Below are 15,742 nucleotides of genomic sequence, written 5' to 3' on the forward strand. Positions count from 1 at the left end.
TCTATGCCTTATGAATTAATTAAAATATTAAGGATCTGTTGTTCGTCTTTTGCGTTATGGATATCTTGAATAAATTCATCGCTGAATTTTCCAAATAGTTCTTGTAATACATAAATATGATGGTCAGCACCGTTGTCTGGTGAAGCAATCATAAAAAATACGGTTGGGTTAATGCCGTCTTCATCGCCATACTCAATGCCTTGACGCTTAACACCGACTGCAATCGCCGGCTCAGTTACCGCCTTGCTTTTTGAGTGTGGGTAAGCGATGCCGTCCATTGAAGTGATGCTTTGAGATTCACGAATTTCAATGTCGGCCAAGAAGGCTTCTTTATTGCTGATTCTGTTGTTCTCAAATAACATGCCTGCCAATTCTTCAAACAGTTCTTTTTTATTATTCGCTTGAAGGTTGTTATTAATTAAGTTGACGTTAGTTAGCTGTGTGATCATTTATTAACTCATTCACTATTGAAGTTCTTGAATTAAAATTAATGGATTAACCCGATTCGCGAAATAGCAAATAAAAGCCCTTCACTGTACATTTGTATCCAGCAAAATTAAGTGTGATTTGCATCATTAATGTAGTGTGAGATGGGTCATATTTGATGGCGTATTTGATTAGGTTTTTGACACGCCGAGCGACCTCCTCAGAAAAAAATGCCCCGTATGAGCAGGGCAGTAAGACTTTGTACTGAGTTCTAAGGGAGCTAGCTGTAAGCACGTGCTACTCGGCCAACGCAGTCCAGTTTGTAGCTCTCAGCATAAGCAGGAATGAATACCGATTGGCCTTTCTTTATCACGCAGGTTTCGCCACATTGGTGAGTGAGCACCATGGACTCATCGAGTGGCAATAGGATCTCGGCACCTTCGGTAGTGATCTTTCTTTGATGTGAGTTTTGCACGATAGAGAACTTAAAATCCTCGACCGGAATTTGGTATTCCATCACATCACCTTGCTCTATCGGGCTGAGCAGTAATCTATCGGCAGGCTTTTCATTGAATTGAGTACAAGAGACTAATTCATTGATATCCATGTACTTAGGCGTCAATCCTGCGCGGAGTACGTTGTCTGAATTCGCCATCACTTCTAAGCCCGTGCCTTTGATGTAAGCGTGGGGTGTCTCGGCATCCAGATACATGGCTTGCCCCGGCTTTAGCGTGATCACGTTCAATAGCAGCGGAGCAAACAGGCCGACATCCCCCGGATATTGATGTTCCAACTCTGAAATCAATTGGAACACAGGGGCATCTGAAAGCTTGGCCTTCATCAGTAACATAGTCAGCGCCATGCCTTTTTGTTCACCTTGCAACGACAATAAGCTCGCGAAGAAGCTGGCTAATCCATTGGGTGTTTGGTCGCCCGCGAGGTCATTAACCATAGAGTTTAGCTCTGGAATCTCAAGATAATGGAAGTGCTCAAGGATCTCGTTGATCGACCTAAAGCCATTCATTGCGGTGTAGTCGGTTAATGCATACACCAGTTCTGGCTTGTGGTTGGGATCCTTGTAGTTGCGGTTGCCAGCCGTCATCGGAATGCCTTGCTGCTCTTCAAGAGCATAGCCAGATTCGGCTTGCTGCTTGTTCGGGTGTACTTGAACAGACAGTGCTTTCTCAGCCGCTAATACCTTAAACAGATACGGAAGTTCACCAAAACGACTTGCGACTTTCTCGCTTAGAAACAGGTTTAGGTTCTTGGAAATAAGGTTCGACAACGTGGTCTGTTGCCCGTTATCAGTCACCATTGAGCAACCATTGGGGTGTGCGCCCATCCAAATCTCCGCTTGTGGCTCACCAGACTGGTTATCAATACCAAACAGTTGGCTGAACGAAGAAGGGCTACCCCATGCGTAGTTCTGAATCACATTAGTCATTGGGTAGAAAAAACGTTGTACGAACGAATCGTTCGCTAAAGAAAAATCAGACATCGAAATCACCATGAAGGGAAACATGGCTTGAGCTCTACTCGACCTAGTGAAATGCGAGTAGAAGGGCTCAAGCCATTGGAGTTGAAATGGCTTAAGCCGCTGCTGTCGTTAGCTTGGCTTTGCGTAGATTTTTAAGCGCGATACAAGTCACCGCAGTCACGCCCGCACCTGATGCCATGCATAGTAGTGCCAGCATTGGGTAGTTCATTGCACCGAGCAGAGCTACAACTGGGCCACCATGGGCAACGCTGTTGGTGATACCAAACGAGAACGCCATTACCGCAGCAGTCATTGAGCCAAGCACGTTGGCTGGGATAACTGACATTGGATCTTGAGCCGCGAATGGAATCGCACCTTCAGAGATACCCACCAAGCCCATCGCGCCTGCTGCTTTACCTGCTTCAATCTCAGAAGATTCGAATAGGTCGAACTTACGGCCAAGTCTGGTTGCGATAGCCATACCAAGGGGAGCGACAGGGATTGCACACGCCATTGCACCCATGAACTGAGTTTGACCGCTGGCAATCATGCCGACTGAGAATAGGAACGCCACCTTGTTGAACGGGCCGCCCATATCAAAGCCGGCCATGCCACCAAGGACAATACCAAGCAGAACCACGTTGCCTGTACTCATGCTGGTTAGCAGTGCAGTAAGAGCATCCATCAGCCCAGCGATAGGTGCGCCAATAACAAAAATGAACAAACCTGCGATGAACAAAGAGCCAGTGATCGGAGCGATCATGATAGGCACAAGCGGTTGAACGAATTTGTGGTAGTTAAACGAAGTAATCCATTTAACGAAGTAACCCACTAATAAACCCGCGATGATTGCGCCAATGAAGCCAGTACCTGCGTCAGCGCCATAGAAAGAACCGTTGTTGGCAATCCAGCCGCCAATTAAGCCAGGGGTTAGGGCAGGGCGGTCAGCAATCGCGTAAGCAATGTAGCCAGCCAAGATTGGGATCATCAGGGTGAAGGCCACCACACCCACCTCTAGGATTTGGTTCCACATGCTGCCAGCAGGAATTGCCATGCCAGATTCACTCGGCTCACCGCCAATGGCTAGTGCTAGGGCAATCAAAAGACCGCCCGTCACCACGAATGGGATCATGTGAGATACGCCATTCATCAAGTAACGGTAAAGGTCTGAACGTGCTTGCGAGGCTTTTTCTACAACGGATTGGTTGGTCGGTGTTTGTTCAGCTTGGTAACTAGGTGCATTGAGAGCTTGCTTAATCAAGCCTTGTGCGTCTTTGATTGGTGCTTTTACGTTGGTGCTGATGACGCGTTTTCCGGCAAAGCGAGCCATGTCGACCTGTTTGTCACAAGCCACGACAATCGCATCTGCGCGTTCGATCTCTTCTTGAGTCGGGCTGTTCTTTACACCAATAGAGCCGTTGGTTTCGACCTTGATGTCGTAGCCAAGAGCCGCCGCGCCTTTCTCTAACGCTTCGGCTGCCAAATACGTGTGTGCAACGCCAGCTGGGCAGCCTGTCACGCCAATGATGAAGCCTTGTTTCTCTACGTTAGTTTCCGTTTCTGACGGCTCAGGTTGGGTAAGCAGTAGTTCTAATGCTTGTTGTTCAGATTGAGCATTCATGAAGCTTTCGATAAAGCCTTCTTCAATCAGTTTTGAAGAAAGCTCTGCCAATACTTCTATGTGGTGATTGTCGCCGCCATCAGGAGAGGCAATCATGAAAAATAGCTTTGATGGCTGACCATCATCTGCGCCGTACTCGATACCCTGCTTGTGGACGCCGATAACAACCGCGGGTTTGATCACCGCGCTGCTTTTGGCGTGAGGCAGAGCAATACCTTCTTCAAATCCGGTATTACCTTGTTCTTCACGAGCCTTAATGTCGGCAAGAAACTGTGCTTTTTCTGAGATTCTGCCTTGTGCGTACAGCACGTCTATTAGCTCTTTAAATACGTCTTCTTTTGAATTAGCGCTAAGCGAAAGCTTAATCAAATCTTGATTGATCAATGTCGTGATCATAATGAACCCCTACTCTGTTTTTATTTTGTTAGGGGTATTCTGGAATCTACGGCTTACCTTCTGTAGTGAAGAAAAAATGCATTTACTGGATGATTGTTGCGTTATAAGTGGAGTGTGATTTTGATCGGTCTAACGGGCGTTTTTAGCCCTGTGTTGACAAGATTTGTCGTGCTTTAAAGCTTTTATTTATAAGGGCTACAGCGTGTTTTGTTATCTGGGAAATTACGTGCCTAATCGATTTCTCCACTGGAGATTTATTTCTAAGACTGGATTTTTGTAACCTAGATCTCAAATTGTGATTTTGCTCAATAGCGCTATGTTTCAGTTACAGGTATATCTATTCCGGTAGCCTTATTGCTGCTTATAAGAGTTCGAATAATGATATTTCATGACTTAATCTCGTCGGTGTTAAATGAGCGAGAACCGTTTCATAACATCTGGTTTGCTGGAGATTTTCATACACCTTCAGCGTGCAGTTATCAGGTGAACTTTCCGCGCTTAGAGCTGGTGCTAGACGGAGAGTATATTAATGAAATGGAGAGTCATGATCGTAAGATCACTAACGTTATTGCCAAAGCCGGAGACGCGATTTTCATCCCACCTAACTGCTGGAATAAACCTAACTGGGATACTGACTGCTCGGTGCTGAGTATGTTGTTTGGTCGTCGTCAGCTGGGTTTAAGTTTGGTGAGTAAGCGCAAAGGGGAAGAGAGCTTTTACGATATTCAAAAGCACAGTATTCAGACTCGATCAGGGTTTGCGATTGATAATATCTTGGAGGCGCTTAGCTCGCTAGCGAGGGAGAGCAACAAGCAGCCGATGGATGAGTTATTGCTGCAAGCTCTACTGCAATACAGTAAAATCATGCTGGAAGCGCCCGTAGAAAAATCTCATAGCCGAGTACAGGATGTGTATCAGGGGATTTGTATCTACATTCAAGAGAACTTCCACCGCCAAATCACCCGAGACAGCATTGCCTCACGCTTTAGCATTTCATCCAATCACTTGTCGCGAATGTTCCGTCAGCAAGGCCACATGACGCTAGCAGAGTACATTACCCGCGTGCGGGTCGATCGCGCTAAGTTTATGCTTAAGAAGTACAACTTCAAACTCAATGAAGTGGCACTACGTTGTGGCTTTAAAGATGTGAACTACTTCTGCCGCGTGTTTAAGAATCGCACCGGAAGAACGCCGACCGAATATCGTGGTTCAATCTAATATCCCTTCAAATTACCTTTTCTGACCAGAGCTTATACGACCGAAATTTGTATGACTAGATCACCACAGTGGACTCTGTGGTGTGGTGAGCAATTTGCTTTGTGTTCTCCTCTGCCGTTTATTTCTACACCTTATTTCCCAACCTTATCTTTAGGCAAGATTTCTATTTATCCCGTTTCACTAAATAACCCCCAATTAATAACATTAAGGGTTCGCCTTGCGAGTTGCTTATTATTTTTCGTTGCCTCTTTATTGAATTAAACGTGTGAGAGTTGATGTATTAATGCGATGCATTTAATGAATGCCAAGTAAATTGAAAACCACTTATCGAGACGATAAAATCTTGTTATTGTTGTCCAACTTACTGATTGAAATTATTTTAAGTTATTGATTTTAAACGTTTACTTTTCGTTAGATTGTTCTTTGTTTACTAACGTGTAATTAATGCCTCGAAATCAAATATTCAGGTTTATACGCCCTATCACAATCTTGACTTATAATACTACAAATTAAGAATTCTATAGATAATATGCTCTTCAGATATTCATCATAAAGAAGACTTATACATGGAACTCAATACTCTGATCGTAGGAATTTATTTCCTTTTCCTTATCGCAATAGGTTGGATGTTTAGAACGTTCACCAGTACAACCAGTGACTATTTCCGCGGGGGCGGCAACATGCTTTGGTGGATGGTTGGCGCGACTGCGTTTATGACTCAGTTCAGTGCTTGGACCTTCACTGGCGCAGCGGGTAAAGCGTATGCCGATGGTATGGCTGTCGCGGTTATCTTCCTAGCGAACGCATTTGGTTACCTGATGAACTACCTGTACTTCGCTCCGAAATTCCGTCAGCTGCGTGTAGTAACGCCAATTGATGCGATTCGTATGCGTTTTGGTAGCTTCAACGAGCAAGTGTTTACTTGGTCTGGCATGCCGAACAGTATTGTTTCTGCAGGTATATGGCTGAACGGTTTGGCGATTATCGCATCGGGCATATTTGGCTTCGATATGACAACCACCATCGTTCTAACCGGTCTTGTTGTACTAGTGATGTCGGTAACGGGCGGTTCATGGGCGGTTATCGCGTCTGACTTCATGCAGATGGTTATCATCATGGCAGTAACCGTGACATGTGCTGCTGTGGCTATCGTGCAAGGTGGCGGTGTTACTGAAATCATCAACGATTTCCCTGTAGCAGAAGGCGCATCATTTGTTTCTGGTAACAACCTGAACTACGTAAGCATCTTCGGTATCTGGGCATTCTTTATCTTTTTCAAACAGTTCAGTATCACCAACAACATGTTGAACTCTTACCGTTACCTAGCGGCAAAAGACTCCAAGAACGCGAAGAAAGCAGCGCTGTTGGCGTGTATTCTGATGACAATTGGTCCAATCATTTGGTTCATGCCACCTTGGTTTGTAGCAGGACAAGGCGTTGACCTTGCAGCACATTACCCAGACGCAGGTTCTAAAGCAGGCGACTTCGCTTACCTTTACTTCGTAGAGCAATACATGCCAGCGGGTATGGTGGGGCTTCTAATCGCAGCGATGTTTGCGGCAACTATGTCTTCTATGGACTCAGGCTTAAACCGTAACTCTGGAATCTTTGTAATCAACTTCTATCAACCGATTCTTCGTCCAAACGCGACAGAGAAAGAGCTGATGATTGTGTCTAAGTTGATGTCTACCTTCTTCGGTCTAGCTATCATCCTTATCGCGCTGTTTATCAATTCGCTAAAAGGCTTGAGTTTGTTCGACACCATGATGTACGTGGGTGCACTTATTGGCTTCCCAATGACCATTCCAGCATTCTGTGGCTTCTTCCTTAAGAAGACTCCGGACTGGGCAGGTTGGGGTACGCTAGTGGTCGGTGCGATTGTGTCTTACATCGTTGGTTTCGTGATTACCGCTGAAATGCTACAAAACTTGTTCAACCTAGAGCCTCTAACAGGCCGCGAATGGTCTGACTTGAAAGTTGCAGTAGGTCTGATTGCGCACCTAGTGTTTACTGGCGGCTTCTTTGTTCTTTCGACATTGTTCTACAAACCACTAGAAGCGTCTCGTCAGAAAGATGTTGATACCTTCTTCAACAACCTTGCGACACCATTGGTTTCTGAATCAACAGCACAGAAGAAACTGGACAACAAACAACGTCACATGCTGGGCTCACTGATCGCAGTGTCTGGTGTGGCAGTGATGGCGATGTTTGCTCTACCGAACCCATTCTGGGGAAGAATGATGTTCGTACTGTGTGGCGGTATCGTATTCGTAGTTGGTTTGCTGTTGGTGAAAGCTGTAGACGACTCGGTTGAGGATGCGAAACAAGCGAAAAAAACAGCTTAAGTTAGCTAACCAGTTAAACAAGTAATTAAACATAAAACGGCTGAGCTCTAATGCTCAGCCGTTTTTTATTGTATGAGAAAATGAGCTTATAACGATTGGATAGGTGTCACAACAGGGGATTAATGGATGCTTTGAGTTTGACCAGAAGAGATGAATTAGATAAGGCGTGACGAGATGTACATCAACAAGGCTTGTAGGTCGACACTGCTTCGAGTCTTTTGCAGACGCTCATTGACCTGATCGTGAAGCAGGTTTCGAGTTAGGTTGGTCGCCGCAATAATATGTTCTCGTTGTGGTTTAGTTGGCAGAACGAGTGCAATAGCAACGTGCACTTCGCCTATACGTGATGCCCAGTCAATCGGGTCGTCACTGACGATAACCGCAATCGAGAGATCTTGAGTCGATTCAAACATCACATGCGGCAGTGCGATACCTGGTGACACGCAGGTTGAAGAGCGTTCCTCCCGCTTAATAAATGCCAGAATCAACTCATCTGGGTCTTCTGGATAAACAAGGTGAGCGAGGCCTTTCAAGCATTCAAATTTGGTCAGTTGAGTTTGTGCTTTGGCATGGTGCCACTTGATGTCACAGGGCGGGCATATTTGCGGCATACGCTGGATTAGATCTTTCGAGAATTCATGGTTCACTTGTGAACCAACCATGTCGTAATGCTCAGCAATTACATCTTTGAGAACGAAACAGGCCAGCTCCGCATCAATCCCAACCGCGGTTATCTGACACAAATCACCACGAAGTAAACCTACTTGCAGCATCGCAACGGATTTGGAGAGATCAGCCGTTCGATTTTGAGTGATGTTGATAATGCGGATGTTGCTTTTGAACTTCTTCGCTAATCGAGTAAGGGGCTGCGCGACATGTGAGTTCGCGGAAGGATCGTTAACGAAGAAGGTGATCTGGTATTCGTTCATGAAAAGTTTAAGTTCGACAATGCTTAATAAAGACTTTATCGACACTCAACAACACCTCTTCCATGGGAATGAATACGGTTTTAGCTGGGTCGAACCGGCTTGGTTGTTCAATATCGATATCAGAGACGATCAACACTTTGTCTGCGAGGGTAATATCTTGGGCGGTCAGTAAGTTTTCAATACCCATAGCGCCTTGCGTCTCAACCTTGATTGAAACGTTGAACTTAGGGGCTGTTTTATTTAGAGCATCAGCTGCCATATAGGTGTGCGCAATGCCTGTAGGGCACGCAGTTACCGCTACAATTCTCATTATTATTCTCGGCTTAATCTCGTCCCTGTTACGTTACAAAAGCTACCTTTCAGAAGCTACCTTGGAAAAGCTATCTTGCATGGAAAATCCAGTATAGAAAGCTCGCATAAGGGAGGGGCGATATTGTTATGGGTTCTGTGGATTTTATGGATTGGCGTTTTTTATTCCAAGGTGAAAGTCACACTCTGAGTTCTTGGTTACAATAATCCAGTTAATGCACCTTTCGTCCTATATATTGAGTGCCTTCACACCGTTAATCTTTTCATCTTATTAACCTTATCTCTAGGTTAACAGATACTAATTACTTCAGTCTGAAATCAGGCGAGGCAGAGCAGCATATGGATATCACCAACATTATCGAGCCCGAGATCATCTGCTTAGATTTACAAGCAGACTCAAAACAGGCGGTATTTGAAGAGCTTGTTGAACTGCTCGACCGTGCCGGTAAGCTCTCCAATAAACGTGAATTCCTTGATGATATCTGGAAGCGTGAAGCCATCGGTAATACAGGCTTTGACGATGGTATTGCGATTCCACACGCGAAAAGTACTGCCGTAGCTAAACCAGCTGTGGCGGTAGGTATCAGCCGATCTGGCATCGATTATGGCGCAGACGGCGGCGAGCTGTCGGACGTGTTCTTTATGCTCGCTTCACCAAACAACCACGACGACCACCATATCGAGGTACTAGCTCAGATTTCGACCAGACTTATCGAAGATGGCTTTGTTACAAAATTAAAGGCGGTGGAGTCGGTCGAAGAAGCTCAAGAGCTGTTTCTCGAAGCCAATTTTGAACCTTTCGATAGTTACGCCTCTAGCCATCATGAAGTTTATGTCGAACCACTAAGCCCTTGGGCACAATCTCTTAATCGTCTTAAAGAACACTTGTTATACGGCACCTCACACATGATTCCATTCGTGGTCGCGGGTGGTGTGCTTTTGTCTTTGTCGGTAATGATGTCGGGTCATGGCGCAGTGCCTGAGAGTGGCGTTTTGGCTGACATCGCACAAATGGGCATCGCAGGGTTAACCCTGTTTACCGCCGTGCTGGGTGGTTACATCGCGTATTCAATGGCCGACAAACCGGGTTTAGCGCCCGGTATGATTGGTTCTTGGGTCGCGGTCAATCAATACAACACCGGTTTTCTCGGTGCAATTGTGGTCGGCTTCTTTGCGGGTTTTGTGGTGAATCTGCTCAAGAAGATCAAACTGCCAGATAGCATGATCTCGCTGAGCTCGATCTTCATCTATCCACTAGTCGGCACCTTTGTTACCTGTGGCGCTGTGATGTGGGTGATTGGTTCTCCTATTGCCCAAGTGATGCTAGAGATGAACCAGATGCTGACTGGCATGGCAGGTTCAGGGAAAGTGGTGTTGGGTAGCATTTTGGGTGCGATGACGGCCTTTGATATGGGCGGCCCGATCAACAAAGTAGCCACGCTGTTTGCTCAAACGCAGGTGAATACTCAGCCATGGTTGATGGGCGGTGTCGGGATAGCAATTTGTACACCGCCACTCGGCATGGCATTGGCGACTTTCATATCACCGAAGAAATTCAAACGCGACGAACGCGAAGCCGGAAAAGCCGCAGGCATCATGGGAATGATTGGCATCAGTGAAGGCGCGATTCCTTTTGCAGCCGCCGATCCTGCGCGCGTTCTGCCTGCTGTTGTTGCTGGTGGCGTAGTTGGTAACGTGGTCGGCTTTATGTTCCATGTAGTGAACCATGCACCATGGGGCGGCTGGATTGTGCTGCCGGTGGTGGATGGCAAGATTGGCTACATCATTGGCACACTCGCAGGGGCTCTTACCACGGCTTTAATTGTAATACTGCTGAAAAAGAACGTGGTCGAAGGCGAAGCGAATTCTAATCAGTTCACGGGTGGCTCGGTAACGGAAGAAGGGCAAGCGGAGGTATTGGCGATTACTTCTTGTCCGTCAGGCGTTGCCCACACATTCTTAGCAGCGAAATCCTTAGAAAAGGCGGCGCATCATCTTGGGGTTCGGATTAAAGTCGAAACGCAGGGTGCCAACGGAATAGGCAATCGTATCACGCAGAAAGATATTGAAAGGGCGAGGCTGGTGATCTTTGCTCACGACGTGGCGATTAAAGAAGTAGAACGCTTTGCGAACGTGAAAACGTTAGATGTCAGTACTAAGGAAGCGATGCTTAATGCTCAGGCGTTGATCATGAGAAAGGTGTAACTCTTTAAACCGCAAAGTTTATCATCTATAAAGTTAACTAGATCAAAACTAAAAAGACTCCGCTCAGGCCGGTTAAGGTGAAAGTGGAGTCTTTTTGTATCGCTTTCTAATGTATAAGTTCAGCCCTTAAAAAGGGTGGTACTTAAATACGTCTTCAACCATTGAGTTGAGCAAATCGATATCGTCACAGGTTTTGGCGTAAGTACGCAGGCCTGCGATTTGAACCTGAACATGACGAGCAAGTTGAGTCGGATCGCGCTCTTTGCTGATCTCACCCAATTCTTGTGATTCTGAAATCAGCTTGGCGAACTCACCTTCCATTATCTTGAGTGACTTCTTCGCTTCTGCTAACAATTCTGCGTGTTCATCAGTCAGTTCTGCGACCGTTTTAGCCAACATACACATGCCGTTTGGTGCGCTCTGTTTCGATTCGACAACCGCACGTTTTACGAAGTTTTCCAACGCTTTGATAGGCGATTCGGTTTCACTGCGGAAGCGGTTCAGATTCAGGATGCCAAGTTCGGTATAGCGAGCAAGCGTCTCTTTAAACAAACCTTCTTTGCTGCCGAACGTCGCGTAGATGCTGCCCGGACGCATATCAATCACGTCTTGCAGGTTGCGCATAGAAGTCGCATGAAAGCCCTTTTCCCAATACAGGTTCGTTGCTTTATCTACTACGTCTTGTCTATCGAACTTAGCGGTCTTAGCCATAACATCTACTTCATTAATCTGAACATATGTTCAATATTTTATGCTGAACGCCCGTTCTAGTAAAGGTGTGTTTAGCTGCTTTGCGCAGGCTTAGAACATCAAAGAGTTAATAAAACATCCAGATCATCAGGAAATAATCTTAATCATCAATAACTTCTACGGTCTTGTGCTGAGCGCCGTAGTAGGTGCCTTCATCGATGGTGTACATCAATGTTGCTTCGCACTCTGGACAATCGAATTCCTCATTGGGTTCAATAGCCGCTTCTTCTACCCATTCCCAACCGATATGTTCTTCGCAAGCGGGACAATCCATACAATATCTCTCAGTTGTTGTCGCATATTTATTGCGAATCTCTACTTTGATAATTCGGCATTATACATATTTAGTTAACGAGGAATAGACAGTTAATCAGCGCAGAATAGGGAGTTGATTAGTTGTGAATCAATCGCTGGTGAGCGTTGAATCTATAGTTAGTTCTGAATATATCGTTTTCTCTGAGCACATAATTGGTGCAGGCCTACACCTTTTGGGTAGTTAAAGTGTGTCAGATTTCAGTCGCTTACGTCAATAAAATGTTGTCGCATGTGTTTTGGGTATCGTTAGGTCGCTTAGCTAACAGTTTTATCGGTAAATCAATGAATTTTGTAAGGTTAAATGTTACCTTCATCGCATCGCGATCTGTGTGGCACGGTAATTGATGCACATTGATCAAGTTGAATAATTATACAGTCACAATTGAGGCGCATCTTATTAAGGGTGTGCGAGTTAGATGACTGAAAAGATTTGTTAGCTGCTAGGGAAATGATAATGAAATTAACCGATATGTCTTTTAAGCAAAAAATCATCGCTTTGCTTATTTTACCGATCTTGGGATTTCTATGGCTTAGCGTTTCTGCGATTTCAAAAGGCGTAGAAACCACCAGTGAATTGTCTTCATTAAACCAACTTACCCGTTTGTCGGTTGTGTACAGTGAACTTGTGCATGAGTTACAAAAAGAGCGTGGAATGACGGCTGGGTTTATCGGCTCACAGGGCACTAAGTTTGTCAGTGAACTACGTGCACAAAGAGCCAGTGCAGATAATAGACGTAATCTGAAAACCGAATACTGGCAATCTGCTGAAATCGATTTACCGCAGATCACTCGGCTGAACACTGAAATAAGCCAAAGCCTAAATCAAATCACTTCTATTCGTAATCGAGTGGATTCTCAATCGATTCCTCTGTCTGAAGCTTTGGGTTACTACACCCAACTTAATGCAAAGCTGCTGAGCGTATCGGCGTTAATTGCTGAGCTTAGCTCTGATGCTGCCATCACCACTGAAACCATCGCTTACTACAACTTTTTACAAGGTAAAGAGCGAGCGGGTATCGAGCGTGCTGTCCTAAATAATACCTTCTCTAAAAATGAATTTGGCCCAGGCATGTTGGTTAAATTCATCTCTTTGGTGACTGAGCAAAATACCTATTTCTCAAACTTTGAGGTATTGAGTAACCCAGCTAACGTTCGTTTCTTTGAACAGCAATTGAATGATCGTTCGGTGGCAGAAGTAGAAAAGCTTCGTGGTTTGGCTGAATCTAAGATGAGCGGTTTTGATGTTGATCCTGTGTACTGGTTCTCGCAATCTACCGCTCGTATTGTTCAGCTAAAGAAAACAGAAAACCACCTAGCAGAGTCGCTTATCGCACTGACAGAGAAAAAAATGTCAGAGGCGCAGTCTGCGATGATGATGAGTATTGGTCTGTTTGCTTTGATAACCTTGTTCGCGACCTTCGTGAGCTATAAGGCGATCAGCGACCTGACGATGAGAGTAAAAGATCTTACAGTGATGTTGTCTAAGGTTCGTAATGACAACGACTTAACAGTTCGCGCTAAGTTCGTTGGCAACAGCGAGCTTGGACAGATCTCTTCGGCACTCAACGAAACGCTAGAGAAGTTTTCAAACGTTATCGACAACCTGTCTCAGTCGAGTCTGACCTTAGCTTCAGCCGCTGAAGAAACCTCACAAACCTGTCACTACAATTCGAACACGCTAGTGCAACAACAAGACCAAATTGGCTTGGTTGCGACGGCGACAGAAGAGTTATCAGCAACGGTAAATGAGGTGGCGGCTAAAACTCAGCAGACAGCAAGTTCCGCTAAACTGGTCGATGAGCAGTCTCAAGAAGGTTTGAGTACGGTTCAAAACTCTTACCACTCTATCGAAAAACTGGCATCTGAAATTAATGATCTAGCGGAAAAGATCACGCACTTACACGAGAGCAGTAATAACATCAACAGTGTGATTGATGTGATTAAGTCCGTCGCTGAACAGACTAACTTGTTAGCATTGAACGCGGCAATTGAAGCGGCAAGAGCGGGTGAGCAAGGTCGTGGATTTGCGGTAGTGGCTGATGAAGTTCGCACGTTAGCACAGCGTACTCAGCAGTCGACAGCTGAAATTGAAGGTTTCATCAGCTCGTTACAGTCTGATGTGCAAACCGCGTTTAATGTAATTGATAACAGTCAGAAGATGTCGTCTAAAGCGGTTGAGGATTCAAAAGAGGTGGAACACACCTTACAAGGTATCTCAGCATCGGTGAGCGAGATCTTTAGCATGACTGAGCAGATCGCAACCGCTACCGAAGAGCAAGCGGTAGTGACTCAAGATATTGCTCAAAACGTCATGGCAGTAGAGCAGAAGTCGACAGAATCTACGACAGGTGCAACGCAAATAGCTGCAACAGCCAAAGAACAAGCTCAGTTAGCAGCTTCATTGAAAGATATTGCGAGTACGTTTAAGAGCTAACTAGCAAGCACTCCAATAAGAAGTAAAATGCCCGTTAGTCTCTACTTTTAATAGCAGGACTAACGGGCTATTTGTATCTGCTGTCTTCTAAATGGCAACAGATAGTCCATTCAATGGGGATCTACCCCATAAACCAAGACACGAAAATCAACGCACCAAAACCAAATGTCGCCATTAATGCCGTGTCGCCACCGGCTGCTGTGTAGCTGCCTTCGGTTTGTAGGTGAGGGAAGTCAGGTCTGCGAACCTTAACTACCATTGCGAGTGGGCCCCAGATAGCTAGGAACACCAGGACCATGCCTGCATAGTCCAGCATGCTTACAAACTGGCTAGCGAACAGCTCAGCTAATACCAAAGGTAAGATGAAGGTTAGCGCATAAGCCAACGCTTTGTTGTTGGTCACCGCATCTTTGTTTTGGTCGTAAAGCGCCATCGACACGCCGAGGAAAGAAGTCACCAAGGCCAGAGCAGAGAACAGAGCGATCACCACTTTCAACCAAGCAGATTGGCCGCTGAACGCAGAGATCAACTCAGAGATATTGTGGAACTGGCTTATCGCGTCTGTGCCAAGGTTGCCGATAATCGCGAATAACCAAGTTAGGTAGCAAATTAATGGAATCACTGAGCCTAGCAGAATCATATTGCGGATCTGCTTTTGAGTTGCTTCACGGTTGTAGATAACCAGTGACGGGATCACCACCATAGAGGCAAAGCTAGTAAAGATAACTGCGCTGTATTGCACCACGTCGTTGGCCGTGTATTGGCTGGTTTGAGTTAGGTAATCAAGGCGAATGTTGCTAAATAATGACGCGATAACGATAAACAGCATCACGACCATCAAGATGAATAGCCCGCGATTCAGTTTGTCGATATAAGACTTGCCCGAGACGACGATAGCACCCATCAATAGGCTGAAAATGGTATACGCAACGGATGCTGATACATCGACACCAACGTCGAGCAGTAGCTTATGAATGATGTCACCGACACCCAAGATATAAGCGATCAACATGCATACTAGCAACAGGTAAAAGAGTGCATTGATAAAGTGTTTACCTTTGCTGCCCAGAGTGAGGTAAGCAACACTGCTCATGCCACTGTTGTCTTTAGTTTTAGTGCATGCTTCTGCCAGGAGGAGTGCAGAGTATGTGGTGCCGATAAAGATAAGTAGCATCAGCACTGAGCTGATCATGAAGCCAAATTGGGCCAACACCATGGGAATAGCGAGCATGCCAGCCCCTAATGCAGTTCCTGACAGAATCAAAGAACTGCCGAATAATTTCATATTCAAGAAAAACAACCTCAAGCGATCCAATT

Annotated in this window: 12 protein-coding genes; 4 read left to right on the forward strand and 8 right to left on the reverse strand. The window is 45.5% G+C overall.

The window, feature by feature from the left end; translation table 11 throughout:
• Window positions 1–8: 8 nt before the first annotated feature.
• From AB4323_RS04960 to AB4323_RS04970, 3 genes are all read right to left on the reverse strand, one after another.
• Window positions 9–449: a PTS sugar transporter subunit IIA gene (locus AB4323_RS04960; RefSeq protein WP_004732913.1), complete on the reverse strand. Its 441-nt coding sequence runs from the start codon at window positions 447–449 to the stop codon at window positions 9–11.
• 257 nt (window positions 450–706) lie between these two features.
• Window positions 707–1,924, reverse strand: a complete 1,218-nt coding sequence (manA, locus tag AB4323_RS04965) for a mannose-6-phosphate isomerase, class I (RefSeq protein WP_372151817.1) — start codon at window positions 1,922–1,924, stop codon at window positions 707–709.
• 91 nt (window positions 1,925–2,015) lie between these two features.
• Window positions 2,016–3,920: a fructose-specific PTS transporter subunit EIIC gene (locus AB4323_RS04970; RefSeq protein ID WP_372151819.1), complete on the reverse strand. Its 1,905-nt coding sequence runs from the start codon at window positions 3,918–3,920 to the stop codon at window positions 2,016–2,018.
• Between the two features lie 378 nt (window positions 3,921–4,298).
• Between AB4323_RS04970 and AB4323_RS04975 the strand changes: the two genes are divergently transcribed.
• Both AB4323_RS04975 and AB4323_RS04980 read left to right on the forward strand, forming a co-directional pair.
• A complete protein-coding gene (locus AB4323_RS04975) occupies window positions 4,299–5,138 on the forward strand; it encodes a helix-turn-helix transcriptional regulator (RefSeq protein ID WP_029222326.1) in 840 nt (279 codons plus the stop codon).
• A 566-nt stretch (window positions 5,139–5,704) separates the two neighbouring features.
• A complete protein-coding gene (locus tag AB4323_RS04980) occupies window positions 5,705–7,483 on the forward strand; it encodes a sodium:solute symporter family transporter (RefSeq protein WP_029236500.1) in 1,779 nt (592 codons plus the stop codon).
• Window positions 7,484–7,638: 155 nt separating this feature from the next.
• On the opposite strand, the gene AB4323_RS04985 is transcribed toward AB4323_RS04980, so the two are convergent.
• Entirely contained in the window at window positions 7,639–8,412 is a 774-nt protein-coding gene (locus tag AB4323_RS04985; RefSeq protein ID WP_372151848.1) for a PTS sugar transporter subunit IIA, read from the reverse strand.
• Window positions 8,413–8,419: 7 nt separating this feature from the next.
• Window positions 8,420–8,722 (reverse strand): PTS fructose transporter subunit IIB, encoded by a 303-nt coding sequence (locus tag AB4323_RS04990; RefSeq protein WP_004732927.1) that lies wholly within the window; start codon window positions 8,720–8,722, stop codon window positions 8,420–8,422.
• 338 nt (window positions 8,723–9,060) lie between these two features.
• Between AB4323_RS04990 and AB4323_RS04995 the strand changes: the two genes are divergently transcribed.
• Window positions 9,061–10,926: a fructose-specific PTS transporter subunit EIIC gene (locus AB4323_RS04995; RefSeq protein ID WP_372106780.1), complete on the forward strand. Its 1,866-nt coding sequence runs from the start codon at window positions 9,061–9,063 to the stop codon at window positions 10,924–10,926.
• A gap of 126 nt (window positions 10,927–11,052) precedes the next feature.
• Here the strand turns inward: AB4323_RS04995 and AB4323_RS05000 are convergent, their stop codons facing one another.
• Both AB4323_RS05000 and AB4323_RS05005 read right to left on the reverse strand, forming a co-directional pair.
• Window positions 11,053–11,637: a TetR/AcrR family transcriptional regulator gene (locus tag AB4323_RS05000; protein WP_017061660.1), complete on the reverse strand. Its 585-nt coding sequence runs from the start codon at window positions 11,635–11,637 to the stop codon at window positions 11,053–11,055.
• 139 nt (window positions 11,638–11,776) lie between these two features.
• Window positions 11,777–11,950 carry a hypothetical protein gene (locus AB4323_RS05005; RefSeq protein ID WP_017061661.1) on the reverse strand — a complete coding sequence of 58 codons (174 nt, stop codon included), beginning with the start codon at window positions 11,948–11,950 and terminating at the stop codon, window positions 11,777–11,779.
• Between the two features lie 495 nt (window positions 11,951–12,445).
• On the opposite strand from AB4323_RS05005, the gene AB4323_RS05010 reads away from it, so the two are divergent.
• Window positions 12,446–14,425: a methyl-accepting chemotaxis protein gene (locus AB4323_RS05010; protein WP_229648208.1), complete on the forward strand. Its 1,980-nt coding sequence runs from the start codon at window positions 12,446–12,448 to the stop codon at window positions 14,423–14,425.
• 121 nt (window positions 14,426–14,546) lie between these two features.
• On the opposite strand, the gene AB4323_RS05015 is transcribed toward AB4323_RS05010, so the two are convergent.
• Complete coding sequence (locus tag AB4323_RS05015) at window positions 14,547–15,710, reverse strand: amino acid permease (RefSeq protein WP_017061663.1); 1,164 nt, start codon at window positions 15,708–15,710, stop codon at window positions 14,547–14,549.
• Between the last annotated feature and the right edge of the window lie 32 nt (window positions 15,711–15,742).

Origin of the sequence: Vibrio sp. 10N.261.52.C11, assembly GCF_041471405.1 — a bacterium.
GTDB lineage: Bacteria > Pseudomonadota > Gammaproteobacteria > Enterobacterales > Vibrionaceae > Vibrio > Vibrio crassostreae_C.